The following is a 26,798-nucleotide window of genomic DNA, read 5'->3' as shown; positions in this document are numbered from 1 at the left end:
TCACTCCGCCGGCAAGGCGCGTTGCGGCAGGGCAAAGCCCATTTGCTTGCGCTTTTCGGGCCGCTTGCGCGTCAGCGCCAGCACCATGCCCATCGAGATGGCGATCGCGATCTGAGAGGAGCCGCCATAGGAGATGAATGGCAGCGTCATGCCCTTGGCAGGCACCAGTTGCAGGTTGACGCACATGTTGATGACGGCCTGCAGGCCGAACACCGTAACCAACCCGCCGACCGCATAGCGGGTGAAGTCGTCATGTTCCTTCAGCGCGGTGTTGAGGCCGCGCAGCACGATGAAGGCGAAGATCGACATGATGAAGAAGCACATGATCAACCCGAATTCCTCGCCGGCGACCGAAAAGACGAAGTCGGCATGGCTGTCCGGGATGACCCGCTTGATGGTGCCCTCGCCCGGCCCGACGCCGAACCAGCCCCCATTGATCAGCGCCTCGCGGCCCATGTCGACCTGGAACGTGTCGCCTTCGCCAGTGAGGAACTTGTCGATGCGCAAGGCGACGTGCGGAAACACCGAATAGGCGGCGAACACGCCCCCGACGCCCGCGCCACCAAGCGCGATGATCCACAGCCATGGCAGCCCGGCCATGAAGAACATCACACCCCAGGTGCCGGTCACCAGCATGGTCTGGCCGAGATCCGGCTGCGCCACCAGCAGCGAGACGACCAGCGCCAGCAGCAGCATGGCAAACAGATTGCCTGGAATGTCGGGCTGGCGCTTGTGTTCGGCGAACAGCCAGGCGCACATGATGACGAAGGCGGGCTTTAGGAATTCCGACGGCTGGATCGACAGGCCGGCCAGCGACACCCAACGGCGCGCGCCCTTCACTTCGACGCCGATGTAGAGCACCGCCACCATCAGCACCAGCATCAGGCACAGCATGATCAGCGCCATGCGCCGGATCTGCCGGGATTCGAGGAAGGACACCGCCAGCATCACGCCAAGCGCCGGCACGGTGAAGATGATCTGCCTGGTGGCGAAATGGAAGCTGTCGAGGCCGATGCGTTCTGCCACCGCCGGGCTGGCGGCAAAGGACAGCACGATGCCGAGCCCCATCAGCGACAGGAACGCCGCCAGGAACCAGCGATCGATCGTCCACCACCAGGTCGCAACCGGACTTTTATCGAGACGGCTCTGCATTATCGTGCCCCTCCGATGGGTTTCACACCCTCGATAGCATTCGCAGCTTGCCTGAAGGCTTCGCCGCGGACTTCGAAATTCTTGAACTGGTCGAAACTGGCGCAGGCCGGCGACAACAGCACCACCACTTCGCTCGCATCGTCTTGAGCCGCATCATGCGCGGCATGTTCGACCGCAGCGGCCAGCGTGCCCGATATTTCGTAGGGGACGGCCTCGCCCAGTGTCGCCGAAAAGGCGGGCGCCGCCTCGCCGATCAGATAGGCCTTGGCGATGCGCGGGAAGAAGCCGCGCAGCGGCTCGATGCCGCCCTCCTTGGGCAGGCCGCCGGCGATCCAGTAGATGCGCGGAAAGCTCGACAAAGCCGGTGCCGCAGCGTCAGCATTGGTGGCCTTGGAATCGTTGACGAACAGAACGTGATCCTTGCGGCCGACCTGCTCCATACGGTGCGCAAGGCCGGGAAAACTTTCCAGTCCGGATTGGATTTCGCCAAGGTCCAGCCCGACCTTGAGGCAAGCAGCGACCGCCGCCAACGCGTTTTGCGCATTGTGCTGGCCGCGCAGCGAGCCGATGCCTTCGAGGAAAGCGACGCGGCTGTAGCGGCCGTTAACCGCCTCCATCAGGTTGCCGCCGTCGGCGAAATAGCCGTCGGTCAGCGGCAGCCGCTTGGAAATGCGGATGACATGCCGCCCTGCCCGCTCCAGCCGCTCGGCGATCTGAGCGCACCAGGAATCGTCGATGCCGATGATCGCAGTCTCGCTGCCGGCCACCAGCCGTTCCTTGATCGAGGCGTAGTGCTGCATGGTGCCGTGCCGATCGAGATGGTCCGGCGTCAAATTGAGCAGGATGCCGGCCGTCGGGTTGATCGAGGGCGCGAGATCGATCTGGTACGACGAGCATTCGACGACATAATGCCGATTGGGCTCGGGCGGATCGAGCGTCATCACCGCGCGGCCGATATTGCCGCCCATCTGGGTGTCGCGTCCCGCCGCTTTGAGGATATGCGCGGTCAATGCGGTCGTCGTCGACTTGCCGTTGGTACCGGTGATGGCGATGAACGGCGCTGCCGGCGCGGCTAGCATCCGTTCGCGGCAGAAAAGCTCGATGTCGCCAATGATCTCGACGCCGGCACCACGCGCCAGTTCCACCGTCCAATGCGGCTTGGGATGCGTCAGCGGCACGCCCGGCGACAGCACGAAAGCCGAGAACTTCGCCCAGTCGGCGCCGCGCAAATCGCTGGTTGCGATGCCGTCCGCCGCCGCCTTGGCAACGCTGTCGGGGTTGTCGTCCCAGGCCAACACGTCCGCCCCGCCGGCGATCAGCGCGCGCGCCGTCGCGATCCCCGAGCCACCGAGCCCGAAAAGCGAAACGCGCTTGCTTGCGAAGGATACGGCGGGGATCAAGCGGCCTCCTATCTCAGCTTCAGGGTGGACAGGCCGACCAGCGCCAGGATGACGGCGATGATCCAGAATCGGATCACCACCTGGCTTTCGGTCCAGCCGAGCTTTTCGAAATGATGGTGGATCGGCGCCATCAGGAACACCCGCTTGCCGGTCATCTTGAAGTAGCCGACCTGGATGATGACCGACAGGATTTCGACGACAAACAATCCGCCGACGATGACCAGCACGATCTCGTGCTTGGTGGCGACTGCAACCGTGCCGATCAGGCCGCCCATGGCCAGCGAGCCGGTGTCGCCCATGAAGATCGCCGCCGGCGGCGCGTTGAACCAGAGGAAGCCGAGGCCGGCGCCGATGACCGCGCCGAGCACGACCGCCAGTTCGCCGGTGCCGGGCACGAAATGGATCTGCAAGTATTCTGCGAACACGGCGTTGCCGGACAGATAGGCGATGACGCCGAAGGACGCCGCCGCGATCATGATGGGCACAATCGCCAGCCCGTCGAGGCCGTCGGTCAGGTTCACCGCATTACCGGCGCCGACGATGACGAAGCAGGAGAACGGGATGAAGAACCAGCCGAGATTGATGATGAATTCCTTGGCGAAGGGGAATGTCAGCGACGACGAGAACGGCGCCTGGCCGTTGTGCATGATCACCCAGGCGGCGATGCCGGCAATGACGAATTCAAGCGCCAGCCGTGCCTTGCCGGAAAAGCCGAGATGCGACTGTTTGGTCACCTTCAGATAGTCGTCATAGAAGCCGATCGAGCCGAAGCCCAGCGTCACCAGCAGCACCACCCAGACATAGATGCTCGACAGGTTCGCCCATAGCAGCGACGACCCGATGATGCCCGACAGGATCATCAGCCCACCCATGGTCGGGGTACCGGCCTTCTTGAAATGCGTCTGCGGCCCGTCGGCGCGGATCGGCTGGCCCTTGCCTTGCCGCAACCGCAGCGAATTGATGATGGTCGGTCCGAAGATGAAGACGATGAGTGCCGAGGTGATCAGCGCTCCGCCGGTGCGGAAGGTGATGTAGCGGAAGACATTGAAGACCGAGATCTTGTCCGCAAAATCGACGAGCAGTGTGAACATGCGCTTATCGTCCCCCGACCTAGGTCTGTTTGCTTGTCGTTTGAGCCGGGAACTTGCCCAGCAGCGCATCGACCAGTTTTGCAAAACCGATGCCCTTCGACGATTTGATCATGACCACGTCGCCCGGCTTCAGCGCGGCAAGCAGCACCGGCTTCAGTTCCTCGACGCCGGCGCGGTATTCCGTCTTGATTTCGCCTGGCAGCCTCTCGGCCAGCGCCCGCATTTCCGGCCCGCCGAGAAAGACTGTCTGCGTCCCGGTGCCGACGATGAGATCGGCAAGGGCGGCATGCAGCTTGGCCGAATGGTCGCCGAGTTCCAGCATGTCGCCGAGGACGGCGATGCGGCGCCCCTCGCCTGTCACCGGCGTCGCATTGAGCAGCGCCATGGCGGCGCCCATCGACGCCGGGTTGGCGTTGTAACTCTCGTCGATCAGCGTGATCGGCCCGCCGGGGTGGCGTAGCACATGGCGCTTGCCACGGCCGCGCTCGGCCGAAAGATCGGCCAGCGCCAGCGCCGCTCTGTCGAGATCGGCGCCGACCAGATGCGCCGCACCCAGCACCGCCAGCACGTTCTGCACCATGTGGCGGCCGGGCGCACCGACCCGGGCCGTCACCTCGTGGCCGCCGATCCTGGCGGTGATGTCGGAATGGTCGGCATAGAGCTCGCATTTGACCAGCCTGAAGGTCGAGCGCGCATTCTCGCCGAAGCCGTACACGTGCTCGACTCCGGCGGCATGCGCCATCTTGTCCAGAAGCTTCCAGCGCCCATCGTCGCGATTGAGGACGGCTGCGCCGTCAGGCTCCAGGCCTTCGAATATCTCGGCCTTGGCCCTGGCGATCTCATCGAGATTGCGGAAGAAGCCAAGATGCGCCGCCGCGATCATGGTGACGATGGCGACATGCGGCCTCACCATCTTGACCAGTGGCCGGATTTCGTCGGGATGGTTCATGCCGATTTCGAACACGGCATAGTCGCAATCGACCGGCATCCGCGCCAGCGTCAGCGGCACCCCCCAGTGATTGTTGAAGGACTGCGCCGAGGCATGCACCTTGCCGACCGCCGACAGGACGTGGCGCAGCGCTTCCTTTGTGGTGGTCTTGCCGGCCGAACCGGTCACCGCGATGATCTTGGCCTCCGAGCGGGCGCGCGCAGCGACACCAAGCTTCTCAAGTGCCGCCAGCACGTCTTCGACGACGATGATCGGTGCCGTCAGCCGACCGAGCGACGGCAGCTTGCCTTCCGCCACCACCAGCACGCCGGCGCCGGCCTTGATGGCGGCAGTGGCGAAGTCATGACCGTCCATCACCTCGCCCTTGATGGCGAAGAAGGCGTCGCCCGGTTGCAGGCTGCGGCTGTCGATCGAAATACCGGATATGCCTTCCGGCATCGGCCCGAGCGGCCGGCCGTCCATGCCGGCAACCAGCGCCTCGGAGGTCCACAGCAAGCTCATGCGGCACGCTCCCGCAGCGCCGCGCGGACTTCCTCATGATCTGAGAAATGCAGCGTTTCGGTGCCGATCGTCTGGCCTTCCTCGTGGCCCTTGCCGGCCACGATCAGCGTGTCGCCGGCATGCAGCATGGCGACCGCCTCGTGGATCGCCTGGCGCCGGTCACCGATTTCGATGGCGTCTGGCGCGGCGGCAAGAATAGCGGCGCGGATCGTTTCCGGCACTTCCGAGCGCGGATTGTCGTCGGTGACGATGACGACATCGGCGAGCCGCGTCGCGATCTCGCCCATGATCGGCCGCTTGCCGCGGTCGCGGTCGCCGCCGCAGCCAAACACCACGATGACGCGACCGGTGGTGAACGGGCGCACCGAGGCCAGCACGTTTTCCAGCGCATCGGGCTTGTGAGCGTAGTCGACATAGACCGGCGCGCCGTTGGTGGTGGTGCCGACAAGGTCGAGCCGGCCCGGCGCGCCCTTCAGTTTCTCCAATGCCAGCAAGGCTTTGGCGACAGGTGTTCCAGTGGAAATGGCAAGCCCCGCGGAAACCAGCGCGTTCGATATCTGGAAATCGCCGGCGAGCGGCAAGTCGACCTCGTAGAGCGCGCCGCCGGCCTCGACCTCGGCGCGCTGGCGATGGCGCTCGTGCTCGACCCGCTTCAGCTTGAGGAAATCGCCATGGCGGCCAACCGTCAGCACGTCCAGCCCGGCAGCCTGCGCCGCCTGGATCGTCGGCGCCGACCACGGATCGTCGGCGAAAATGACGGCCGGCGCGCCTTTCGGCAGCAACGTGTCGAACAGGCGCAATTTGGCGCGGTGGTAGTCCTCGACGGTCGGATGATAGTCCATATGGTCGCGGCCGAGATTGGTGAAGCCGCCTGCCGCCAGCTTGACGCCGTCGAGGCGGCGCTGGTCGAGCCCATGGCTGGAGGCTTCCATCGAGGCGTGGGTGACGCCGGCATCCGCCAATTCCTTGAGCAGCTGGTGCAAGGCGACCGGATCGGGTGTCGTCAACGAGCCATACTCGTTGCGACCCGGCGCCACCACGCCGGTGGTGCCGATCGAAGCGGCGGCATAGCCGGCCTGCTCCCAGATCTGCCTGGTGAAGGCGGCGACCGATGTCTTGCCGCTGGTGCCGGTCACCGCGACCATGGTCTCAGGCTGCTTGCCGAAATAGCGGGCCGCGCTCAGCGCCAGCGCCAGGCGCGGATCATCGACCGCCAGCACTGGAACCGGCAACCCGGCGATGGCGCTGCCTGCGACGATTGCGGCGGCGCCACGCCGGGCAGCGTCGGCGGCATAGGTGGCGCCATCCGCCTTGGTACCGGCGAGCGCGAAGAAGACGACCCCGGGCTTTACCTGGCGGGAATCCGACGAAATCCCGGTAACCTCCAGATCGGCGGAAGCTGTTCCTTCGACTGGCAGGATACCGGCTAGATCTCTGAGCTTCATCGAGTCCCGTTCACCACAACAAAATAGCGCGCAGTTGCCGGCGCGCCCCAAGAATCACTGATAGGAAACCAGCGTTGCACCATTTTCATGGCTGAAATCTGGCTTCACGCCAAGCATGGCCGCTGATCGCTTGATGATATTGCCGGCGATAACCCCTGCATTCGCGGCCGCGACGTCGGTCATGCCAGGCTTTTCCGGGTGCGGGGCGTCGGCGATCGTAAACACGAGGTATTGCGGATCGTCCATCGGGAAAGCGGCGACGAAGGTATTGAAGTTCAATTCCTTCGAGTAGCGGCCATTGATGACCTTCTCGGCTGTTCCGGTCTTGCCACCAACGCGGTAGCCGGGGACCCTGGCGTTTCTGGCCGAGCCCTTCTCGGCGTTGAGCGTATAGAGGTAGCGCATGCCATCGACCGTCTTTTCGCTGACCACCTTCTTGGCCACCGCCATCGCTTCTTCCTGAGTGCGGACCAGGAAGGTAGGATTCATCAGGAAGCCACCATTCATCAGCGCCGCGCAGCCGACAGCCGCTTGCAGCGGCGTCGTCGACACGCCATGGCCGAACGCGATGGTGAACGAATTGACCTGTTTCCAGACCTTCGGTTCAGTCGGACGGGCGACTTCCGGCAGTTCGGTCTGCATCTTGTCCAAGATTCCAAGGCGATGCAGGAATTCGCGGTGCCCCTCGATGCCGACCATCTCGGCCTCCCTGGCCGACCCGATGTTGGACGAATAGAGGAACACCTCCGGCAATGACAGCACACGGTTCTTGCCGTGGAAATCGTGAATGGCCTGATGGCCGACCCGGATCGGATGCGAAGCGTCGAAGCGGCTCGCCATCGTCGCCTTGCCGGAATCGAGCGCCATGGCCGAGGTGAAACTCTTGAAGGTCGAGCCCATCTCATAGAGCCCCGCCGACATCCGATTCAGCCGGTCCTTTTCCTGTGCATTGTAAGGATTGTTCGGATCGAAATCCGGCACCGAGGCCATCGCCACCACTTCGCCGGTCTTGACGTTGAGCACAACGGCGCCAGCGCCCATGGCGCGATAGCGCTCCAGGCCGGCGGCGATCTCGTCGCGCACCACATGCTGGACGCGCAGATCGATCGAAAGCCTCACCGGCTTCAGATCCTTGGCCACCGCCAGGCCCGATGCCTGCAAGTCGCTCAAGCCCTGCTCATCGACATATTTCTCCATGCCGGAGATGCCCTGGTTGTCGATGTTGGTGAGCCCGACAACGTAGGACGAGGTCTCGCCGCTCGGATAGAAGCGGCGCTTTTCGGTGCGGAAGCCGAAACCGGGAATACCGAGCTGCATGATGTCGGACTGCTGCTTGGGCGTCAGCTGCCGCTGCAGCCAGACGAAGCCGGCGCCGCTTTTGAGCTTGTGGTAGGTCTGCTCGTAGTCGATCTCCGGCAGCACCGTCGACAGCTTCTCGATCGCCTCGTCGGCATCGACGATGCGCCGCGGCTCGGCGAACAGCGAGGCCGTCTTGATGTCCGTCGCCAGCACTTCGCCGTTGCGATCGACAATGTCGGGCCGCGATGCCGTCACCCGGCTCTGCGGGCCGCCCGACATGTCGGGGGTCTGGAAGCCGAGATAGACCAGCCGCCCGGAAATGGTCGCGAAGATGCCGAAGAACACCGCCATCGTCATCACGATGCGCGTCCTGCCCTTGCCGCCGGTCGCCTTGCGGGCGCCCTCGACCACGATCGATCCGCCTTCACCGGCCTTGGTGCTGCGCTTCAGCAGTTTGCCGATCATTGGGCGATGCCTCCGGTCACAACGGGATCCTTGCCGTCCGGGGACGCCTTGTCGGAATTGTCGGCCATGCCGCCCTCGCGTCCTTTGAGGATGTCCTGAATGTCCAGGGCTTTGGCCGGCAGGTCGCCGATGCCGACGATCTGGCGGGCGCTGACCGGCTGGAGTTCGAGCTGCGACTTGTAGAGGTCGGCCAGCTTCTGCAGCCGCGACGGCTGGGTGAGCAGGCTCCAGTCGGCCTTGAGCAGGTCGATCGTGTCCTCCTCATAGCGGATCTGCTCATGGATCTTCTGCACCGCTGCCAATTGTTCCTCGGCTTCGCGCTTGGTCTTGTAGGTAAGGGCCGCCGCCGAAACCATGACGGCGATCAGGACGATGTCGCTGGTACGAAACACGTGCTTACCTCTCCCCCGGCCGGTCGATGCCGGGAAGTTTTGGAAGGCCGAAGATCGAAAAGTCGCTGTTGCGGGCCGGTGCCTCGGTGCGGATGGCCGCGCGCAGCCGGGCCGAACGGGCGCGCGGGTTGGCTGCGACCTCGGCATCGCCGGCAGTCACGCCGCCGCCCGCCTTGCGGAAGGTCGCGGTGCGCGCCTGCGCCTCTGGCATATGGCGCGAGCCGGTCACGGCGTCGGCGCGATCGGCGATGAAGCGCTTGACGATGCGGTCTTCCAGCGAATGGAACGTCACCACGGCGAGCCGCCCGCCCGGCTTCAGCGCGCGTTCGGCGGCCAACAAGGCCTTCGCCAGTTCGCCAAGCTCGTCATTGACGAAGATGCGCAACGCCTGGAAGACGCGCGTGGCCGGATGGATCTTGTCCTTTGGTGCGCGGCCGACATGTGTCTCGATGGCGTCGGCCAGTTCCAGCGTGCGCTCGAATGGCCGCTTTTCGCGGCGAGCCTCGATCATGCGGGCAATACGGCCGGCGTGACGCTCCTCGCCGAGGAAGCCGAAGATGCGCGCGAGATCGCCCGGCTTGAAGGAATTGACGACATCGGCGGCGCTCAGGCCCGCTTGCGCCATGCGCATGTCGAGCGGCCCGTCGGCACGGAACGAGAACCCGCGTTCGGCCTGGTCGAGCTGCATCGACGACACGCCGATGTCGAGCACGACGCCGTCGGCGCTCTCGACATGCTCGTCCAGCGTCGAGAATGGCGCCTGCACCAACCTCAATCGGCCACCGGATTGCGCCTCGAGATCGCGCCCAGCGGCGATGGCATCCGGATCGCGGTCGATCGCCACGACGGAAGCGCCCGTCGCCAGAATTGCCTTGGTGTAGCCGCCGGCGCCGAACGTGCCGTCGATGATGGTGTCGCCCTCCACCGGCGCCAGCGCTTCGAGCACTTCGCCAAGGAGGACCGGAATGTGGCGGGCCGATCCGCCAACGGCGTGAAGGTCATCGCCGTGGCCCACCATCATTCCGGTCGCTCCCCAGGCTTCGTCCCCTGCCGAAGCTGCAAAAGCCGGGCACGCGCCTGCGCCCCATAGGCAGCTAGCCGTCCCGGCTCCCAGATCTGAAAGAAATTGCCGCGCCCGACAAAGGCCACCTCCGCCGAAATGCCGGTATGCTCGCGAATGAAATCGCTCATCGTGATGCGGCCGTCCTGGTCGAGCTTCAGGAAGGCGCCATCGCCATGGCAGAAGAACGACATGTCGTCCGCCGTCTGCAGGAAGGGATCTTCGAGCGCGATGCGCTCCTCGTAGCGGTCGAGCAGGTCGAGCCCCCCGACATCCATCGCCGGCTGGTCGAGGCAGCGCAGCCCATAGAGCTCCGAATAGCCGCGCTTCTGCACGACGGCACGGAAATGCGCCGGAACGGAAACTCGCCCCTTCGCATCGATCCTGCTCACCGTATTTGACAGAAACCGGTCCATTGAACGTCACAGCCGCTTGCGCCGCCGCACCCCTCTCCATCTTGTCGCACGCGCCGCCGCAACGCGCTCCCTGCCCCGTGTCAGCCTCGTCCATAAGGGCAAAAACCGGCAAACGCGCAGCCGCCGCGGCTGCCCGATTGGCGTACGCTTTACCCTGACGCGGAACGAAGGCTTGAGTATCGAAATGGGATATCATGGGGCACTATGGGCGTCAACGGGAATGGGTTCACAAACACGCGCGTCGCGACCAATGAAAGCAGCCTTGACGGCACGTCTCGTCTTTATGGTCCATTAAGCCTAACGAAGCGTTTAGACCCGCCTGGCCCAACCGGACGCGCCTTGCCGCAAGCCACCGCCCGGCATAGCGTCTCGCCGCATCTCGTCGGTCACCAAGAGGGTCTGAGAATCGATGTCTGAAACAGCGAACGCACGCGCTGCGGCACTTCCCCATCTGCGCGACAGGGGGTTCGCCAAGGGTGATCCGATCCCGCTGCCGCTGACCATGGCCGCGATCTATCACACCCCCGGCGACGCCAACGGTTTCGATGAGTATGGCCGCTTCAGCAACCCGACATGGGATGCGGTCGAACATATGCTGGCGCATCTGGAAGGTGCGCCCTGCGTCGCCTTTCCGTCCGGGATGGCTGCAATCTGTTCGGTGTTTTTCGGCCTGCTTAAAGCCGGCGACCGTATCCTGCTGCCTGCGGACGGCTACCACACGACAAGGGCCCTGGCCGACCGCTTCCTGAAGCCGTTTGGCGTCACCTACGATATGAGGCCGACTTCGACCTTCCTCGACGGTGGCTTTGAAGGTTACCGCCTTGCCTTCGTCGAAACCCCAGCCAACCCGGGACTGGACATCTGCGATATCGCGGCCGTTGCAAAAGCCGCTCACATGGCCGGTGCGCTCCTTGCCGTCGACAACACGACGATGACGCCCTTCGGACAGCGCCCGCTCGACCATGGCGCTGATATAGTCGTTGCCGCCGACACCAAGGCACCCAATGGCCATTCCGACGTTCTGTTCGGCCATGTCGCCAGCCGCAATGCCGATATCATCGCCGCCGTGACCGGCTGGCGAGAAATCTCCGGCAGCATTCCCGGGCCGTTCGAGGCATGGCTGGTGCATCGCGGCCTCGAAACGCTGGATGTGCGCTTCGACCGCATGTGCTCTTCGGCGGAAGTGATCGCACGGCGGCTGAAGAGCCACCCGGCAATCAGCGGCCTGCGTTTTCCCGGACTGGAGAGCGACTCTTCGCACAACCTTGCCTGCGCCCAGATGGAGCGCTTCGGCTTTCTCATCTCTTTCGAGCTTGCCTCTGAAGACAAGGCCGAGGATTTCATCAACAACTGCGATCTGATGCAGGCCGCAACATCCTTTGGCGGCGTCCATAGCTCCGCCGAACGCCGATCTAAGAGAGGCGATGCGGTTGCCGCCGGTTTCGTTCGCCTCTCGGTCGGTTGTGAGCCGGTGGAAGAGCTCTGGAAGGCGATCGAGGCGTCGCTGGACAAGATCAGCGGCTGACCGGGCGATCACGAACCGAGGTCGTCGGCTTCGATCCTGCGTTTGCCGTGCAGCACGCGGATGATTTCGATCGCGTCGTCACCGACCCGGTACAGAGTGAGGTAGTCGCCGACCACCAAATGACGGATGCCGGGCGAGATATCGTCGCGCGGCGCGCCTGAGAAAGGATCGGTAGCCCAGTTGCTGCCACCGTGCCTCGATGCGATCGAGCAACCGGTCGGCTGCAGCCTCGCTGCGTGCAATATGAAGCCAGATCGCGATCAGATCGTCTTCCGCGCGCGTTCCGAGCGACGGGCAGCAAATTCATGCTGCGTCGTCAGATCGCAAGCGCCTCCGCGCCTCAGCCTTGATGTCATCCATCGATGCAAATCGTCCCGGCCCGCTGTCGATCCCCTCCTGCACCAGCTTGCGCAACTTCCTCGACCGTGTAGCCATGCAGATCGCGCCGGTCCTTCCATTGCCGGAGCGCATCGCCGATCACCTCGCTCGCCGAAGCGTATTCGCCGGCCGCGACCACATCGTCCACCGCCTGCGCCAGTTCCGGCGACAGCGTGATGCTGCGTTTGTCGACCTGTCCCATGATAAGGCTGCTGATGCCGTTCGCTGGCGCATGGTACGATTTAATCGCACCAACTTCAAGCAACCGGTAGGCTCCCGCTACGACGGTAAGTAACTGAATAGCTTGAATCGGCAGGCGCGCCCGAGGGCGCAACCTGCTGATCTCAAAGACTTCTTTTCGATGTCGTGGAGAGAATTGCCAGCTGGCCTGTAAGCCGGGTTCTGTATGGCCCTCGCCCCGTGCGAGGCGAGAGCGTGGCGGCCATTCATCTTGGGCGCATGTTGCCATACGCCTCACGCAACCTACCCGGACGGTGAGCCGGAAACAGCCCTCGAGGGTTTCCCCTCGCACCGCCCCTATTCGGTCTTGCTCCCGGTGGGGTTTACCGTGCCGCTCCTGTTGCCAGTCGCGCGGTGGGCTCTTACCCCACCCTTTCACCCTTGCCACGATTAGATCGTGGCGGTTTGCTTTCTGTGGCACTTTCCCTGGGGTCGCCCCCGCCGGCCATTAACCGGCACCGTGTTTCCATGGAGCCCGGACTTTCCTCACCCGCGGCCTTTCGGCTGTTGCGGGTGCGGCCGCCCGGCCAGCTGGCAAGGCGTATAAAGGGGTTCACGCTCGAAAACGCAAACGAAAAAGCCGGCCGCTCCGGCCGGCTCCACGCAACCAGTCGGCTAAAGCGCCGCCATCTGCACCTTGACCTTGCTGCAATAGGCGGCCGACACCGGGTTCATCCGCGTTGCGGCGTGGCCTGCGTTATATTTCAGGATCGTGCCGCAGGTGCTGCCGCCGCCGAGGTCCTGCGCCATGGCGAGGTACTTCATCCCGTATTTGATGTTGGTGTCCGGGTCGAAGAGGCCCTTTGCCGAACCGTTGTAGCCCATCATCCGCGCCGTCGCCGGCTTGATCTGCATCAGGCCGATCTCGCCGGCGCTGCCGACCATGTTCGGCCGGTAGTTGCTCTCGATGCTGATGACTGCGTGAGCGAGCGAAACCGGTACGCCGTAGCTCGCGGCATAGCGCGCGACGATCGCCGAATACTGACCGCCGCCGGCCACTGCTGCCGTCGACGCAGCCGCGTTCCTGAGGTCGATCGACGCCGTTGTCGCCATGTCCAAGGTCTTGCGGCCGCGCTTCGTCTGCCTCTTGGCGGATTTCTTCGGCTTGGCAAAACTTGCCTTTTCCATTTTCACGGGAGACCGCTTCGTGGCCTTGGCGTCTTGGCCTGCCTTGCTGGGTTTTGCGGATACCGCGACGAGCCCTTGATCAGCCCGAGGGCTGGCATTCGCGGCACCGAAGGCAAAAGTCATTACGCCGGCAGCAACAGCTGCCGTTAAAACGGTCAATTTCTGCATGTGATCCTGTTCTGTCTGAACCGCGTAAAGGTGTTCACGCAGCAACGCTTAATCAATATCGGAACATCCGGGGGGCTGGGGGTCCGACAACTTGCACGCCAGCCGTTTGAAGCTCGAATTGGTGCCAAACAAGGCCAGGCAAGTCACTTTGAGTGACAGCTTGTAACTTAAGGACTGGAATGAGTACCTTGGGAACAGCTTCCCCCGAGATCAAGACCTTACGGAAGCAAGCAGCCTTTCTAGCGTCCGCTGTGTCGAGCCATCGGCAACACCATCCACTTTGCGCGGCCGGAAATGTCGCTGAAACGCTTCGACGACAATCTCCGTCTGCCGGTCGAAAATGCCTGATATCTCGACGCCATAGCCATAGAGCGCCAGCATCGACTGCAACGCCTCGACATCGGCGCCGGTGTCTCGGGTCTTGAGCACGGCCCCTCGCCTGACGGGTGCGGCCGCCACGAGATGGCCGACGCCGGCCGCAAACAGCGTCCGCCATGGAAACTTCTCGCCCGGATCGATCTTGCGCCCCGGCGCCACGTCGGAATGCGCCAGCACTCGCTCGGCGGCAATCGAGTGCCGACCTGCGATCCCGGCGCACAAGCCGATCACCGCATCGATCTGCCCTCTGGGAAAGCCGGGATAGCCCAGCGAATGTCCCGGATTGACGATCTCGATGCCTATCGAACAGGAATTGATGTCGGCGCGTCCGAACCACGAGCTCTTGCCGGCGTGCCAGGCGCGATCGCTTTCCCTGACCATCTGCACGATGTCGCCATTCTCATGCACAAGATAGTGCGACGAGACCTCGCTGGCCGGATCGCACAGCCATGCTTCGGCGCCGGTGCCGGTCGCCATTCCAGTGTAATGCAGCACGATCATGTCGGGCCGGAGCGTGTCGCGCCGCGGACCGAAATTCGGCGATACCCTGACCTCGGCGCTAGGCTCGTCGGGCAGGAAGCCGCTCATGCGTGCCGCAGGCCCCGCTCGATCATCTCATAGGCGGCGTTGATCGCCGCCACCCTGGTCGTTGCGATCTTGATGAACTCCTGCGGCAGGCCGCGCGCGATCAGCCGGTCCGGATGATTGTCGGAGACCAGCTTGCGATAACGCTTCCTGACCTCTTCGAACGGCTTGCCGCGCTCGATGCCGAGCACGACATAGGGATCACCTGCGCCGAGATTGACGTGGCGCGCCATGATGCTCTCGTAATGGGCCTCGTCGATGCGGAAAATCTCGGCGATACGATGCAGGAAGTGGCCTTCGCGCTCATGCACCAGCCCATCGGCCTTGGCGATGTGGAACAGACCGTCGAGTATGTCTTCCAGCATCACGCAGTTGGAATGGCCCGAGCCGCACAGTTGCGCCATCCGCTCGGCATAGGTTTCGAAACCGGCCACGTCGCGCTGGGCGAGATCGAACAGCCGCGCCACATTGCGCGTCTCCTTCGGCGGGACCTCGAATATTTCCTGGAACGCGCGCACCTCGTCCTGGGTCACGATGCCATCGGCCTTGGCCATCTTGGCCGACAGCGCGATCATCGCCACCGAGAAGGCGACACGCCGGCGCAGGTCGGCGTCGCCGGAGAATACCGTGCGCACGGCCTCAACGACGTCGGCAACGCCCGACGAGGTTGAGGATGAAACGCGCGTGATGAACTCGCCAAGGCGATCCCAAATCGACATGGCCTGCTTCTTAGGGCCACGGCCCCTTGCTATCAAGCCGGGACAGTGCCGCAGCCTTGGCGCAACCGATCGGCCTGACGCCGAGGGGATGTAGTCACGACGCGCAGACAATATGAGAAAGGCCAGCGTGAAGCCGGCCTTCCTCAATCATCACACGAGTACTGCTTTGTTGACTACTGCGCGGGCGCAGGAGCTGGTGTTGCCGGAGCCGGCTCGGCAGGCTTCTCGGGTGTGATGCTCTTGGTGGTTGAGTTATCGGTTGCCGGAGGCGTTGCGGCCGGCGGCGTGGCTTCCGGCGTCGCCGGCTTCATCGGCTGCTCGGCGGCCGGCGGATTGGTGCTCTGGGTGGTGGTGTTGTCCGTACCGCTGTCGCTGCAGGCAGCAACGCCGAGCAACGCCAAAGCGGAAACGGACGCAAGAATGAGCTTTTTCATAACATCTCTCCTTCACTACACGTTCACGTTGCGGTGAACGGTCGAAGGGGAATGCATCAGACGGCCATGAGTTTCGTAACGTTGCGTTTCCGTATGTAATATCATCTGGCCCGTTTGCGATTGCCCGTCAGACAACGGCGAACTAACAGGATGTGTTGAACAAATCGAACTGAAACTGCTGGGAGCTGCCATGACCGCGACGTGGGATTTCTGGATCGATCGCGGCGGTACCTTCACCGACGTCATCGGCCGCGACCCACAAGGCGGGCTGCATCCGCGCAAGCTTCTCTCCGAAAATCCCGAAGCCTATGCCGATGCCGCTATCCAGGGCATTCGCGACCTTCTCGGCCTGTCCTCCGGCGGCGCAATCCCGCCGGGCCTGATCGGCGACATCAAGATGGGCACCACCGTCGCCACCAACGCCCTTCTGGAGCGCAAGGGCGACCGGGTGCTGCTCCTCATCACCAAGGGGTTTCGCGACGCGCTGAAGATCGCCTATCAGGCGCGGCCGGACATCTTCGCCAAGGAGATCATCCTTCCCGAACAGCTCTATGAGCGCGTCATCGAGATCAACGAGCGCGTGCGCGCCGATGGCAGCATCGAACGGCTACTCGACATCGCCGCTTGCCGGCCGGCGATCGAGCAGGCGAAAGCCGATGGCATCGACGCCGTGGCCATCGTCTTCATGCATGCCTGGAAATACCCCGACCACGAGAAGGCGGTGGCAAAAGTCTGCCGAAAGCTCGGCTTCGGCCAGGTTTCCGTCAGCCATGAGGTGTCGCCTCTGATCAAGCTGGTCGGCCGCGGCGACACCGCCGTGGTCGACGCCTATCTGTCGCCGATCCTGTCGAGATATGTGCAGATTGTGGCGGGGGAATTGGGCGCGGCGCCCGGCCAATCTCCCCACCTCATGTTCATGATGTCCTCTGGCGGGCTGACCGCCGCCGACATGTTCCAGGGCAAGGACGCGCTGCTATCCGGGCCAGCGGGCGGCGTTGTCGGCATGGTCGAGACGGCGAAGCTTGCCGGCTTCGGCAAGGTCATCGGTTTCGACATGGGCGGCACCTCCACCGATGTCGCCCACTATGACGGCGAGTATGAGCGTGCCTTCGACACCGAGGTCGCCGGCGTGCGGATCCGCGCGCCGATGATGCGTATCCACACTGTCGCCGCCGGCGGCGGCTCGATCCTCCACTACGAGGCCGGCCGTTTCCGCGCCGGACCCGATTCCGCCGGCGCCAACCCCGGCCCGGCCGCCTATCGCCGCGGCGGACCGCTGGCCGTCACCGACGCCAATGTCATGCTGGGCAAGCTGCAGCCCGATTTCTTTCCGAAGATATTTGGTCCCGCCCAGGACCAGCCGCTCGACGTCGAGACGGTGCGCGAAAAATTCACCGCACTGGCCGCCGAAATCGGCGACGGCCGCACGCCCGAGGCTGTCGCCGAAGGGTTCGTCACCATCGCCGTGGAAAACATGGCCAATGCCATCAAGAAGATTTCCGTCCAGCGCGGCTACGACGTCACCGAATATCTGCTCAATTGCTTCGGTGGCGCCGGCGGCCAGCATGCTTGCCTGGTTGCCGACGCGCTCGGCATGGAAGCGGTGCTGATCCATCCCTTTTCCGGCCTGCTGTCGGCCTATGGCATTGGCCTGTCCTCGGTTTTTGCCTCGCGCCAACAGGCGCTGCTGAAGCCGCTGGCGGAAGAGTCCAGAACCGAGATCGGCAACCTGATCGCCACCTTGAAAAAGGCCGTCATCGCCGAATTCGCAGTGCAAGGCATCGCCGAGGACATGGTTGCCGCGAAGCCGGTACTGCACATTCGATATGACGGCACCGACACGACACTGCCGGTGAATTTCGAGGAAGACTCGATTTTCAAGGCCAAGCGCGATTTCGAAATTGCCCACAAGGCGCAGTTCGGTTTCGTCTATGACAACAAGCCGATGATTGTCGAGACCGTCGGCGTCGAGGGCACAGACACCGGCGGCACGGAACGCGACGAAACCGATTCAGCGGTCGAAGATATCGCCGCAAGTCCCTCGGAGGTTGGAAAAATCTTTTCCGACGGCATCTGGCGTGACGCCGACATCCTCCGCCGCGAAGGGCTCAAGCCCGGGCATAGAATTGCCGGTCCTGCGCTGATCATCGAGCCGAACCAGACCATCGTCGTCGAGCCGGGCTGGCAGGCCGAGATCACCGCCAAGAATCATGTGCTGTTGCGCCGCGTCGAGGAGAAGCAGCGGCAGGCAGCGCTCGGCACCGAGGCCGATCCGGTGATGCTGGAAGTCTTCAACAATCTGTTCATGTCGATCGCCGAGCAGATGGGCGTGACGCTGCAGAACACCGCCTATTCCGTCAACATCAAGGAGCGGCTGGATTTCTCCTGCGCCGTCTTCGACCACAACGGCGCGCTGGTCGCCAATGCGCCGCACATGCCGGTGCATCTAGGCTCCATGGATCGTTCGGTCGAAACCATCATCCGGCTGAATTCCGGCGACATCCACCCCGGCGACGTCTTTGCCCTCAACGCCCCCTACAATGGCGGCACCCATTTGCCCGATATCACCGTGGTGACGCCGGTTTTCGACGACGCTCAGCAGAAAATCCTGTTTTGGGCCGCCTCGCGTGGCCACCACGCCGATATCGGCGGCACGGCGCCCGGCTCGATGACGCCGCTCGCCACAACGGTCGACGAGGAAGGCGTGCTGTTCGACAATTTCCGCATTGTCGATCGCGGCCGCTTCCGCGAGAAGGAACTGGAAACGCTGCTCACCGACCACCGGTGGCCGGCCCGCAATCCGCACCAGAACATCGCCGACCTCAAGGCGCAGATCGCCGCCAACGAGAAAGGCGTCGCGGAACTGCGCAAGATGGTCGCGCATTTCGGCCTCGATGTCGTCGAAGCCTATATGGGCCATGTCCAGGACAACGCCGCCGAGAGCGTGCGCCGCGTGCTGGAGCGGCTGCCGGACGCTTCCGAATATGAATATCCGACCGATACCGGCCAGCTCATCAAGGTGAAGATCACGGTGGATCGGCAACGGCGCGAGGCGACTGTCGACTTCACCGGCACGTCGCCGGTCATGAAGAACAATTTCAATGCGCCCGAGCCGGTTGCCCGCGCGGCGGTCCTCTATGCCTTCCGCGTCATGGTCGAAGACATGATCCCGATGAATGCCGGCTGTTTGCGGCCAATCAACATCATCATTCCCGACGGCTGCATGCTCAAACCCGCCTACCCTGCCGCCGTCGTGGCCGGCAATGTCGAGACCTCGCAGCACGTCACCAATGCGCTGTTCGGCGCCATGGGCGCCATGGCCAACGCGCAAGGCACCATGAACAACCTGACCTTCGGCAACAAGCACTACCAGTATTACGAGACGATCTGTTCCGGCTCGCCCGCTGGCAAAATGAACTCAGGCCGCGGCTTCGCCGGCACTTCCGGCGTCCACACCCATATGACCAATTCGCGCCTCACCGACCCGGAAGTGCTGGAACTGCGCTTTCCCGTGCTGCTCGAGGATTTCCACATTCGGGAAGGTTCCGGCGGCAAGGGCAGATGGAGCGCCGGCGACGGCACAAAGCGCACCATCCGTTTCCTCGAGAAGATGGAATGCGCGATCCTGTCCTCGCATCGCAACCGCCCGCCGCAAGGCTTGGACGGTGGCGGCGACGGCGAAGTCGGCTCGACCAAGGTCCGCCGCAAGGACGGCGCGATCGACCTGTTGAAAGCCTGCGACCAGACCGTGCTTCAGGCCGGCGACGCCGTCATCCTGACGACGCCGACGCCGGGCGGGTTTGGCAAGGCCTGAAGCTACGTCAACAGGCTGTCACTGGCCTGTCATGACCCTGCGCTACCCGCTTGCGCCAAAGCAAATGGGGAATCACCTTGCCATGACGGACGTTTCCGCAGATCTGGTTTTTCGCCGCGGCAAGGAAGTTGGAAAGGCCGTCTACCAGAACCGCCCGCTGTCGAAAGCCGGCATCTCGGAGCGGCTGTTCGCCTTCCTGTTTTCCGGCCTCGTCTACCCGCAGATCTGGGAGGACCCCGATGTCGACATGGAGGCGATGCAGCTTGGCCAGGGCCATCGCGTCGTCACCATCGCCTCCGGCGGCTGCAACATCCTCGCCTACCTGACCCGTTCGCCAGCACAAATTGACGCCGTCGACCTCAATGCAGCGCATATCGCGTTGAACCGCATGAAGCTGGAGGCCATGCGCCACCTGCCTTCGCAGGGCGACCTGTTTCGCTTCTTCGGCGCCGCCGACACCAGCCACAATTCGCAAGCCTACGACCGTTTCATCGCGCCGCATCTCGACCCGGTCAGCCGTCACTACTGGGAGCGGCGCAACTGGCGCGGCCGCCGGCGCATCGCCGTCTTCGACCGCAATTTCTACCAGACCGGCCTGCTCGGCCTGTTCATCGCCATGGGCCACCGCACGGCAAAGTTCTTCGGTGTCGATCCTGCCGGCATCATGCAGGCCCGTAACATCGGCGAGCAGCGCCGCTTCTTCAACGAGAAACTGGCGCCGGTCTTCGACAAGCCGCTGCTGAAATGGGCGACGTCGCGCAAAGCCTCGCTGTTCGGCCTCGGCATTCCGCCGGCGCAGTATGATTCGCTGATCACGTCGGGTGACGGCACCATGGCCAGTGTGCTCAAGGCCCGGCTGGAAAAGCTCGCTTGCGATTTTCCGCTGGAGAACAACTACTTCGCCTGGCAGGCCTTCGCCCGCCGCTATCCGAATCCCGGCGAGGCCGCCCTGCCCGCCTATCTCGAAAAGCGGAATTACGAAGCCATCCGCGGCAATGTCGACCGCGTCGCCATCCACCATGCCAATCTGATCGAGTTCCTTGCCGGCAAGGATGCAGGCGCGGTCGACCGCTTCATCCTGCTCGATGCGCAGGACTGGATGACCGACGACCAGCTCAATGCGCTATGGTCCGAAATCACCCGCACCGCGTCGGCCGGCGCCCGCGTCATCTTCCGCACCGCGGCCGAGCCCAGCCTGTTGCCCGGCCGGGTTTCCAGCTCGCTGCTCGACCAGTGGAATTATCAGGACGAGGCGTCGCGCGAATTCTCGGCCCGTGACCGTTCGGCCATCTATGGCGGCTTCCATCTCTATGAGAAGCGCGCAGCATGAGCACCACCGAGCTGCCGGCCAGCCATGCCGAACTGATGGACGGCGTCTACCGCTGGCAGCGCCACATCTACGACCTGACCCGCAAATACTATTTGCTCGGCCGCGACCTGATGATCTCTGGGCTCGACGTACCGGCCGGCGGCACCGTGCTTGAACTCGGCTGCGGCACCGGCCGCAACATCATCCTGGCCGCCCGCCGCTATCCCGACGCCCGCTTCTTCGGCCTCGATATTTCGGCCGAGATGCTGGAGACGGCCGGCACTGCCATTGCCCGCGAAGGCCTGTCGGGCCGCGTCACGCTGGCGAGGGGCGACGCCACCGATTTCGACACAGACTCGCTTTACGGTGTCGAACGGTTCGACCGCATCTTCGTCTCCTATTCGCTGTCGATGATCCCTGGCTGGGAAAAGACGGTGTCGGCGGCACTTGCTGCGCTGTTATCGAATGGTTCGCTGCATATCGTCGATTTCGGCCAGCAGGAAGGCCTGCCGGGTTGGTTCCGGGCATTGCTGCGCGGCTGGCTCAAGAAGTTCCATGTCGCGCCGCGCTCAACCCTGCGCGAGGTCCTGGAATCGGAATCTCGTCGAGCCGGCGCAAGCTTCCGTTTCCGCACGCTTTATCGCGGCTATGCGTGGCTGGCCGTGATCGGGCCGCGTCCGTAGAAGCTAATGTAGCGCGGCCACCAGAGCCCCGACCATCGCCTGAGGGCGGTAGCCGAGCTTGGCCGGCGTCAGCCCGAGCCGCACCACCACCAGTTGCTCCGAGGGAATGATGGTCACCGTCTGCCCGTCATGGCCTTCCATCCAGTAGGTGTCCTTGGGCAGGCCCGCCGCCACGCCAGCGCCGGGCTTTTTCTCGTCGCCCGGTGCCTCGATCCACAACTGGCCCTTGCCGTAGACTTTCGAGGCCGGCGCCGGCTCCCGCATCCAGTCGACGAAGCCGGCCGGCAGCACCTGGTTGCCGTTCCACACGCCACGTTGCAGCAGGAACTGGCCGAAGCGAGCCCAGTCACGCGCCGTGGCATAGAGATAGGACGAGCCGACGAAGGTGCCCTGTTCATCGGTCTCGAGCACCGCGCTGTGCATGCCGAGCGGCTCGAACAGCGCCGTTCGTGGCCACGTCAGCGCCTTGCCCTTGTCGCCCATCGCATCCTGCCAGAGGCGCGACAGCATCACCGCCGTGCCGCTCGAATAGGTAAACACTTTGCCGACCTCGGCCACCAGCGGCTTGGCTTCGGCGAAGCCTGCCATGTCGGGTTCGAGGTAGAGCATGCGCGTGACGTCGGCAACGTCGCCATAGTCCTCGTTGAACTCCAGTCCGCTCGACATCGCCATCATGTCGGCAAGGCTGATCGCGGCGCGGCCGTCCGCCTTCCATGGCGAGAACAGGCCTTTGTTGTCGACCGCCATCTTGCCGTCCTTGACCAGCGTGCCGACGATCGCGGCGTTCACCGTCTTGGTCATCGACCAGCCGAGCATCGGCGTCTTTGCCGAGAATCCCGCGCCATAGCGCTCGGCGACGACGCGGCCATTCTTGACCACCACCACCGCACGCATGCCGGTGCCGGTCAGCGCCGCATCGTCGAGCAGCTTGGCAATCACCGGGTCCTGTGATGGCTCGACCCGCTCGCCCTCCGGCCACAGCGCGTCCTGGCTGACCGCCGACGGTTCGGCATAGACCGCCGTCCGTCGCGCCTTGCCGACATCGCCATCGGGAACCGAGGCGCAGCCCAGCCCATCACGGGCGACAGCGAGGCTCTTGCCAAGGAAGCCGAGCAGGCCCGCCGAGACCGTTCCCCTGTTCTTGTCCACCGAGACCCGCATCAGCCGCAGCAGCGGGTGCCCAGGCGCCTGCACGTCGACCGCGAGCACCTCATTGGCGTCGCGACCGGCGATGAAGACGTTCGAGCAGACAATCTTGGCCGAATAGCCCGAACCGACACGGATCAATTCCGGCGGTGCGATGTAGAGCCAGGCGAAGAGCGCGGCGATCGCCAGCACGACCAGGCCAAGCAGCCATCTGACGATCTTGGCGACGGTCCGCATTTGTTTCCTCCCAGGCCCCTGCCTGACGCTTATGTCATCGATTTGCCGCCATTGCTTCCGCAAATCGCAGTGCTTGTCGAGCGCCGTCAACCTGATATCAACCATGTTCGGCGATCAATGCATGTCGCCCAAAACTGCGCAGCGGTTTTGGGACAACGACATGCACGAAAGCGAAGATACCGGGCGATGCTGTGGGGCGATCGCTCGTCGGGGGCCAGACCAAGCGCCGGCCATCAGTGCACAGACCCATCAGCGACCGGCTGAATCCGGCTCGGGAGTTGCGATGCGCCGTCTTGCGGGCCTCATCATGCTTACACTGCTTAGCGCCTGCTCGACGGTGGACGATCTCTCGCCGCTGTCGCCGTCTGCGTCCAGCAGCCCGACGACGGTTGCCGTGCGCGCGCCGCGCTTCGCCGATTCCAAGCCGCATGAATGGGACAGCGGCGCGCCGTGGAACTATGCCGTCCACGGCACCGATGTGTCCAAATACCAGACATCGGTCGACTGGCCGGCTGCCAAGGCCAGCGGCATCTCCTTCGCCTTCATCAAGGCGACCGAGGGCGGCGACCGCTTCGATGAATATTTCAACGAACACTGGGCCCGCACGAAAGCCGCCGGCGTTCCGCGCGCGGCCTACCACTTCTACTACTTCTGCACGCCCGCCGCCCAGCAGGCGCGCTGGTTCATCCAGAACGTCCCGGTCGATCGCTCGGCGATGCCGCCGGTCCTCGACATGGAGTGGAACCCGAAGTCGCCAACCTGCAGGTTGCGTCCCGATGCCGCCACGGTGCGCTCGGAGATGACCACCTTCCTCGAAATCGTCGAACGGCACTACGGCAAGAAGCCGATCATCTACACCTCGGTCGACTTCTTCGACGACAACCAGCTATCGACCTTCCGCGGCTATCCCTACTGGCTGCGATCCGTCGCCGGCCATCCGCGCGAAAAATACGGCAGTCACCCCTTCACCTTCTGGCAATACACCGGAACCGGCGTCGTTCCGGGCATGACCGGCAAGTCCGACATCAACGTCTTCAACGGCAGCGAAGCTGCGTGGAACAAGTGGTTGCGGCAGAACACCCGTTGAGCCCGGTTCAACGGCAACGAAGTCGCCTGGAAAAGGGGGCTGTGGCAGAACACCCGTTGACCCCCGGTTTAACCGCAGCGAAGCAGAGCAGTATAAGGGGCTGCGGCAGAACACCGTTGACACCGGGCCTGCCGCTTGCTTTTCGACACAGCCGGCGGCAAAGAGTGCAACCGGCCGTAATCAAGGGCGTTGGGGCTTCCGAGGGGGGGCACGACAAATGCCCTCATTCGTTCGAAAGGAAGCTGATGCGACTGCGTTCCCAAGCCCTCGCGGCGCTATTCTTGTGCGCCACGGCCTTGCCGGCGATGGCGCAGGAATGTGGCGGCGACTTCGAAGCCTGGAAACAGGGCGTAGCGGCGGAAGCCAAGTCGGCTGGTGTCGGTGCAGTGGGTCTGGACGCGCTGGAGGATGCCACCATCGACGACAAGGTCCTGGCGCGCGACCGCGCCCAGGGCGTCTTCACCCAGACCTTCACCGAATTTTCCAATCGCATGATCTCGGCCTACCGGCTGAAGCAGGGCGCGGCGAACATGAAGAAATACGCCGATGTCTTCGCCCGTGCCGACCAGCAATTCGGCGTCCAGGCACCGATCATCGCCGCCTTCTGGGCACTGGAGACCGATTTCGGCGCCGTGCAGGGCGATTTCCACACGCTGAGCGCCCTGGTGACGCTGTCCCATGATTGCCGTCGCCCGCAACTGTTTCGGCCTCAGCTTGTGCCACTTCTGGAATTGATCGATCGCGGCGTCGTGCCGGCCGATGTCAGGGGTGCCTGGGCCGGTGAGATCGGCCAGACGCAGATCCTGCCTTCCGACTATCTGGCGCGCGGCGTCGACGGCGATGGCGACGGAAAGGTCGACCTGCGCGGCAACGTACCGGATGTGATCATGACCACCGCCAACAAGGTGCTGTCGCGTGGCTGGAAACGTGACGAGCCCTGGATCCAGGAAGTCCGCGTGCCCGACGACATGCCGTGGGACCAGACCGGGCGCACCAACAAGCTGCCGCTGACGCAATGGGCGCAATGGGGCGTCACCTACCCCAGCGGCGCCCCGTTGGTCGACAATGGTCTGAAAGCGGGCCTCGCGCTGCCGATGGGCCGCAAGGGGCCAGCCTTCCTCACCTACGACAATTTCGACGTCTATCTCGAATGGAACCAGTCCTTCACCTACGCGCTGACCGCTGCCAACCTCGCCGCCAGGCTGGCGGGCGCGCCACAGTTCGATCCGCGCAATCCCGAGACCGGCCTCAACAACGAGCAACTGAAGGCGTTGCAGACCAGGCTGGAAGCCAGGGGCTACGATGTCGGCACGGTCGACGGCATCCTCGGCACCAACACCCGCGAAGCCATCCGCAAGGAGCAGATGCGCCTTGGCCTGCCTGTGGACGGCTGGCCGACGCCGGAGCTTTTGGCGAGGCTCTAGTGAGTGCGAATAGTAAGTAGTGAATAGAAGGGCTGCTTCTACTCACCACCTCACTAATTCGCCATCGTCTCCAAACTCGCAAACCCTTGCGGCGCGTCGCCTTCGTCGAACGGCGTCGTCACCTCGACGAAGGTGTCGGGGTAAAAGCCGTTGAAGCGGGTCCTGAGCGACAGCGAATAGGCGCCGATATGGCCGATCTCGATCCAGTCGCCGGTGTCGACCGTTTCAGGCAACCAGAACGGCCGCGACAGGATGTCGACGGAATCGCATGTCGCGCCGCAGACCTTGAACGGCACGATGTTCTTTTCCTCCCCATTGCGCGAGCGGATCGCCGGATCGGGGATGAAACGCGCCGGCAGCGTGATCTTGCCGGTCCAGGAGTCCGACAGCGACGCCCAGATGCCGTCATTGATGTAGAGCCGCTTGCCCTTGCGCAAGAGCACCCGCACGATCAGCGACAGGCAGCGCGCCACGATCACCCTGCCCGGCTCGGCCACCAGCGGTATCTGGTCGAATTGGTATTCCTTGAGGTCGCCGGAAAGCCGCGACATGATCTGGCCGAGCGACGGCATCTCGATGTGCTTGCGGTTGGGATCATGCCCATACTCGGCCGGAAAGCCGCCGCCGACATCGAGCCCGGCAATGTCGAAGGTCAGGCGGTTGCGCACCCAGTCGGCCGAGGCCAGCGCCCGCTCATAGGTATCGGGATCCTCGATCTGGCTGCCGACATGGAAACACAGGCCGACCTTGTAGCCAGTGCGGTTCAGCCGCTCCGCCAGCTCGACCGCATAGGCCGGCCCGGCGCCGAACTTCTTCGACAGTTCGTAGGCGGCAAGCCCCTTGGTCTGCACCCGCACGAAAACGGCTATCGCGCCCGGATCGATGTCAAGCGCCCGCACCACCCGTGTCAGCTTTGTGATCTCGTCCTCATGGTCGAGCGAAATGACACGGATGGCGTACTTCTCCAGCGCCAGCTTGATGTCCGACTGCGCCTTGACCGGGTGCATGTAGAGCATCTCGGCATCGGGTGAGACCGCGCGCACGGCGGCGAACTCGCCTGGCGAGGCAACATCGAAAGCAGTGACGCCGGCCTCAACCAGCGCCTTGAGTACGATCGGCTCGCCATTGGTCTTGACCGCATAGGCGGTCTTGCCGGGGAACATGCCCATGAACTGCCTGGCATCCGCCATCAGCACCTGCGGGCGGAAGCAATAGACCGGATCGTCCGGGCGAAGCGCCAGTGCCGCCTCGCGGGCATTCTCGAATCGCTGCATGGACGAATCCTCATGTCGGCTGCGCACAATTAATCCAAGCTAGCGGCTAATGAAAACAATTCTGTGTCTCGTGGCACTGACGCAGCTGCGCTAGGTCCA

Annotated in this window: 22 protein-coding genes, 1 other RNA gene and 1 pseudogene; 6 read left to right on the top strand and 18 right to left on the bottom strand. The window is 63.7% G+C overall.

The annotated features are described in order from the left end of the window. From ftsW to mraZ, 9 genes are read right to left on the bottom strand one after another with little or no spacing between them, the layout of a single operon-like run. The gene (gene ftsW / locus AC1DZP_RS10305; protein ID WP_477302033.1) at positions 1–1,152 is read right to left on the bottom strand and encodes a putative lipid II flippase FtsW; all 1,152 of its coding nucleotides are present in this window, start codon (positions 1,150–1,152) and stop codon (positions 1–3) included. Next, entirely contained in the window at positions 1,152–2,552 is a 1,401-nt protein-coding gene (gene murD / locus AC1DZP_RS10300; protein ID WP_477302031.1) for a UDP-N-acetylmuramoyl-L-alanine--D-glutamate ligase, read from the bottom strand. The genes ftsW and murD overlap by 1 nt, the downstream gene beginning before the upstream one ends. Before the next feature lie 8 nt (positions 2,553–2,560). Continuing rightward, positions 2,561–3,643, bottom strand: a complete 1,083-nt coding sequence (mraY, locus tag AC1DZP_RS10295; RefSeq protein ID WP_023765130.1) for a phospho-N-acetylmuramoyl-pentapeptide-transferase — start codon at positions 3,641–3,643, stop codon at positions 2,561–2,563. Between the two features lie 19 nt (positions 3,644–3,662). Further along, on the bottom strand, positions 3,663–5,093 hold the full coding sequence (locus AC1DZP_RS10290; RefSeq protein WP_477302029.1) for a UDP-N-acetylmuramoylalanyl-D-glutamyl-2,6-diaminopimelate--D-alanyl-D-alanine ligase: 1,431 nt from the start codon (positions 5,091–5,093) through the stop codon (positions 3,663–3,665). Further along, positions 5,090–6,538, bottom strand: a complete 1,449-nt coding sequence (locus tag AC1DZP_RS10285; protein WP_477302027.1) for a UDP-N-acetylmuramoyl-L-alanyl-D-glutamate--2,6-diaminopimelate ligase — start codon at positions 6,536–6,538, stop codon at positions 5,090–5,092. The genes AC1DZP_RS10290 and AC1DZP_RS10285 overlap by 4 nt, the downstream gene beginning before the upstream one ends. Before the next feature lie 54 nt (positions 6,539–6,592). Beyond that, the gene (locus AC1DZP_RS10280) at positions 6,593–8,302 is read right to left on the bottom strand and encodes a peptidoglycan D,D-transpeptidase FtsI family protein (protein WP_477226987.1); all 1,710 of its coding nucleotides are present in this window, start codon (positions 8,300–8,302) and stop codon (positions 6,593–6,595) included. Continuing rightward, positions 8,299–8,694 carry a cell division protein FtsL gene (gene ftsL / locus AC1DZP_RS10275; protein WP_095086918.1) on the bottom strand — a complete coding sequence of 132 codons (396 nt, stop codon included), beginning with the start codon at positions 8,692–8,694 and terminating at the stop codon, positions 8,299–8,301. The genes AC1DZP_RS10280 and ftsL overlap by 4 nt, the downstream gene beginning before the upstream one ends. A 4-nt stretch (positions 8,695–8,698) precedes the next feature. Next, complete coding sequence (gene rsmH / locus AC1DZP_RS10270; protein WP_477302024.1) at positions 8,699–9,715, bottom strand: 16S rRNA (cytosine(1402)-N(4))-methyltransferase RsmH; 1,017 nt, start codon at positions 9,713–9,715, stop codon at positions 8,699–8,701. Further along, a complete protein-coding gene (gene mraZ / locus AC1DZP_RS10265) occupies positions 9,712–10,170 on the bottom strand; it encodes a division/cell wall cluster transcriptional repressor MraZ (protein WP_095086912.1) in 459 nt (152 codons plus the stop codon). Before mraZ ends, rsmH begins: the two co-directional genes overlap by 4 nt. 409 nt (positions 10,171–10,579) lie before the next feature. Here mraZ and AC1DZP_RS10260 point away from each other — a divergent pair, with 409 nt between their 5' ends. Continuing rightward, entirely contained in the window at positions 10,580–11,695 is a 1,116-nt protein-coding gene (locus AC1DZP_RS10260) for a cystathionine gamma-lyase (RefSeq protein WP_477302022.1), read from the top strand. A gap of 8 nt (positions 11,696–11,703) precedes the next feature. Here the strand turns inward: AC1DZP_RS10260 and AC1DZP_RS10255 are convergent, their stop codons facing one another. The 7 genes and pseudogenes from AC1DZP_RS10255 to AC1DZP_RS10225 all read right to left on the bottom strand — a co-directional run bounded on the left by AC1DZP_RS10255 (position 11,704) and on the right by AC1DZP_RS10225 (position 15,725). Continuing rightward, positions 11,704–11,937 (bottom strand): type II toxin-antitoxin system RelE/ParE family toxin, encoded by a 234-nt coding sequence (locus AC1DZP_RS10255; RefSeq protein ID WP_477302020.1) that lies wholly within the window; start codon positions 11,935–11,937, stop codon positions 11,704–11,706. A 61-nt stretch (positions 11,938–11,998) separates the two neighbouring features. Continuing rightward, positions 11,999–12,275, bottom strand: a pseudogene (locus tag AC1DZP_RS10250) (type II toxin-antitoxin system ParD family antitoxin). Positions 12,276–12,448: 173 nt separating this feature from the next. Further along, an RNA gene (gene rnpB / locus AC1DZP_RS10245) (RNase P RNA component class A) lies at positions 12,449–12,848 on the bottom strand. Positions 12,849–12,928: 80 nt separating this feature from the next. Next, complete coding sequence (locus tag AC1DZP_RS10240) at positions 12,929–13,609, bottom strand: lytic transglycosylase domain-containing protein (RefSeq protein ID WP_477302018.1); 681 nt, start codon at positions 13,607–13,609, stop codon at positions 12,929–12,931. A 210-nt stretch (positions 13,610–13,819) separates the two neighbouring features. Further along, complete coding sequence (locus AC1DZP_RS10235) at positions 13,820–14,575, bottom strand: N-acetylmuramoyl-L-alanine amidase (protein ID WP_477302017.1); 756 nt, start codon at positions 14,573–14,575, stop codon at positions 13,820–13,822. Further along, positions 14,572–15,291, bottom strand: a complete 720-nt coding sequence (locus tag AC1DZP_RS10230) for a TerB family tellurite resistance protein (RefSeq protein ID WP_477302015.1) — start codon at positions 15,289–15,291, stop codon at positions 14,572–14,574. Before AC1DZP_RS10230 ends, AC1DZP_RS10235 begins: the two co-directional genes overlap by 4 nt. Positions 15,292–15,464: 173 nt before the next feature. Then, positions 15,465–15,725 (bottom strand): hypothetical protein, encoded by a 261-nt coding sequence (locus AC1DZP_RS10225; protein WP_109668284.1) that lies wholly within the window; start codon positions 15,723–15,725, stop codon positions 15,465–15,467. A gap of 190 nt (positions 15,726–15,915) precedes the next feature. Between AC1DZP_RS10225 and AC1DZP_RS10220 the strand changes: the two genes are divergently transcribed. From AC1DZP_RS10220 to AC1DZP_RS10210, 3 genes are read left to right on the top strand one after another with little or no spacing between them, the layout of a single operon-like run. Then, positions 15,916–19,539: a hydantoinase B/oxoprolinase family protein gene (locus AC1DZP_RS10220; RefSeq protein ID WP_477302013.1), complete on the top strand. Its 3,624-nt coding sequence runs from the start codon at positions 15,916–15,918 to the stop codon at positions 19,537–19,539. Between the two features lie 31 nt (positions 19,540–19,570). Then, complete coding sequence (locus AC1DZP_RS10215) at positions 19,571–20,869, top strand: BtaA family protein (protein WP_477302011.1); 1,299 nt, start codon at positions 19,571–19,573, stop codon at positions 20,867–20,869. Beyond that, positions 20,866–21,531 carry a class I SAM-dependent methyltransferase gene (locus tag AC1DZP_RS10210; protein ID WP_477302009.1) on the top strand — a complete coding sequence of 222 codons (666 nt, stop codon included), beginning with the start codon at positions 20,866–20,868 and terminating at the stop codon, positions 21,529–21,531. Before AC1DZP_RS10215 ends, AC1DZP_RS10210 begins: the two co-directional genes overlap by 4 nt. Before the next feature lie 3 nt (positions 21,532–21,534). On the opposite strand, the gene AC1DZP_RS10205 is transcribed toward AC1DZP_RS10210, so the two are convergent. Continuing rightward, positions 21,535–22,914: a serine hydrolase domain-containing protein gene (locus AC1DZP_RS10205; RefSeq protein WP_477302007.1), complete on the bottom strand. Its 1,380-nt coding sequence runs from the start codon at positions 22,912–22,914 to the stop codon at positions 21,535–21,537. A gap of 283 nt (positions 22,915–23,197) precedes the next feature. On the opposite strand from AC1DZP_RS10205, the gene AC1DZP_RS10200 reads away from it, so the two are divergent. Together AC1DZP_RS10200 and AC1DZP_RS10195 are read left to right on the top strand one after the other, a co-directional pair. Continuing rightward, the gene (locus tag AC1DZP_RS10200) at positions 23,198–24,001 is read left to right on the top strand and encodes a glycoside hydrolase family 25 protein (protein ID WP_477302005.1); all 804 of its coding nucleotides are present in this window, start codon (positions 23,198–23,200) and stop codon (positions 23,999–24,001) included. Between the two features lie 245 nt (positions 24,002–24,246). Then, positions 24,247–25,425 carry a lytic murein transglycosylase gene (locus AC1DZP_RS10195; RefSeq protein ID WP_477302003.1) on the top strand — a complete coding sequence of 393 codons (1,179 nt, stop codon included), beginning with the start codon at positions 24,247–24,249 and terminating at the stop codon, positions 25,423–25,425. 53 nt (positions 25,426–25,478) lie between these two features. On the opposite strand, the gene AC1DZP_RS10190 is transcribed toward AC1DZP_RS10195, so the two are convergent. Then, positions 25,479–26,699, bottom strand: a complete 1,221-nt coding sequence (locus tag AC1DZP_RS10190; RefSeq protein WP_095086875.1) for an alanine racemase — start codon at positions 26,697–26,699, stop codon at positions 25,479–25,481. Positions 26,700–26,798 lie beyond the last annotated feature (99 nt).

Source organism: Mesorhizobium sp. P2_F8 (genome assembly GCF_056403655.1).
Note: the sequence above shows the minus strand (reverse complement) of the source record. Positions and strands in the feature narration are given on the sequence as shown.

What these genes read in the sequence shown, in the direction of transcription:
- AC1DZP_RS10240 (WP_477302018.1), bottom strand. Translation starts at nt 13,609, where the DNA reads ATGCAGAAATTGACCGTTTTAACGGCAGCTGTTGCTGCCGGCGTAATG.
- AC1DZP_RS10225 (WP_109668284.1), bottom strand. Translation starts at nt 15,725, where the DNA reads ATGAAAAAGCTCATTCTTGCGTCCGTTTCCGCTTTGGCGTTGCTCGGC.
- mraZ (WP_095086912.1), bottom strand. Translation starts at nt 10,170, where the DNA reads ATGGACCGGTTTCTGTCAAATACGGTGAGCAGGATCGATGCGAAGGGG.
- mraY (WP_023765130.1), bottom strand. Translation starts at nt 3,643, where the DNA reads ATGTTCACACTGCTCGTCGATTTTGCGGACAAGATCTCGGTCTTCAAT.
- AC1DZP_RS10260 (WP_477302022.1), top strand. Translation starts at nt 10,580, where the DNA reads ATGTCTGAAACAGCGAACGCACGCGCTGCGGCACTTCCCCATCTGCGC.
- AC1DZP_RS10280 (WP_477226987.1), bottom strand. Translation starts at nt 8,302, where the DNA reads ATGATCGGCAAACTGCTGAAGCGCAGCACCAAGGCCGGTGAAGGCGGA.
- AC1DZP_RS10190 (WP_095086875.1), bottom strand. Translation starts at nt 26,699, where the DNA reads ATGCAGCGATTCGAGAATGCCCGCGAGGCGGCACTGGCGCTTCGCCCG.
- AC1DZP_RS10230 (WP_477302015.1), bottom strand. Translation starts at nt 15,291, where the DNA reads ATGTCGATTTGGGATCGCCTTGGCGAGTTCATCACGCGCGTTTCATCC.
- AC1DZP_RS10285 (WP_477302027.1), bottom strand. Translation starts at nt 6,538, where the DNA reads ATGAAGCTCAGAGATCTAGCCGGTATCCTGCCAGTCGAAGGAACAGCT.
- AC1DZP_RS10210 (WP_477302009.1), top strand. Translation starts at nt 20,866, where the DNA reads ATGAGCACCACCGAGCTGCCGGCCAGCCATGCCGAACTGATGGACGGC.
- rsmH (WP_477302024.1), bottom strand. Translation starts at nt 9,715, where the DNA reads ATGATGGTGGGCCACGGCGATGACCTTCACGCCGTTGGCGGATCGGCC.
- ftsW (WP_477302033.1), bottom strand. Translation starts at nt 1,152, where the DNA reads ATGCAGAGCCGTCTCGATAAAAGTCCGGTTGCGACCTGGTGGTGGACG.
- AC1DZP_RS10200 (WP_477302005.1), top strand. Translation starts at nt 23,198, where the DNA reads ATGCGCCGTCTTGCGGGCCTCATCATGCTTACACTGCTTAGCGCCTGC.
- AC1DZP_RS10290 (WP_477302029.1), bottom strand. Translation starts at nt 5,093, where the DNA reads ATGAGCTTGCTGTGGACCTCCGAGGCGCTGGTTGCCGGCATGGACGGC.
- AC1DZP_RS10215 (WP_477302011.1), top strand. Translation starts at nt 19,571, where the DNA reads ATGACCCTGCGCTACCCGCTTGCGCCAAAGCAAATGGGGAATCACCTT.
- AC1DZP_RS10195 (WP_477302003.1), top strand. Translation starts at nt 24,247, where the DNA reads ATGCGACTGCGTTCCCAAGCCCTCGCGGCGCTATTCTTGTGCGCCACG.
- AC1DZP_RS10220 (WP_477302013.1), top strand. Translation starts at nt 15,916, where the DNA reads ATGACCGCGACGTGGGATTTCTGGATCGATCGCGGCGGTACCTTCACC.
- AC1DZP_RS10205 (WP_477302007.1), bottom strand. Translation starts at nt 22,914, where the DNA reads ATGCGGACCGTCGCCAAGATCGTCAGATGGCTGCTTGGCCTGGTCGTG.
- AC1DZP_RS10235 (WP_477302017.1), bottom strand. Translation starts at nt 14,575, where the DNA reads ATGAGCGGCTTCCTGCCCGACGAGCCTAGCGCCGAGGTCAGGGTATCG.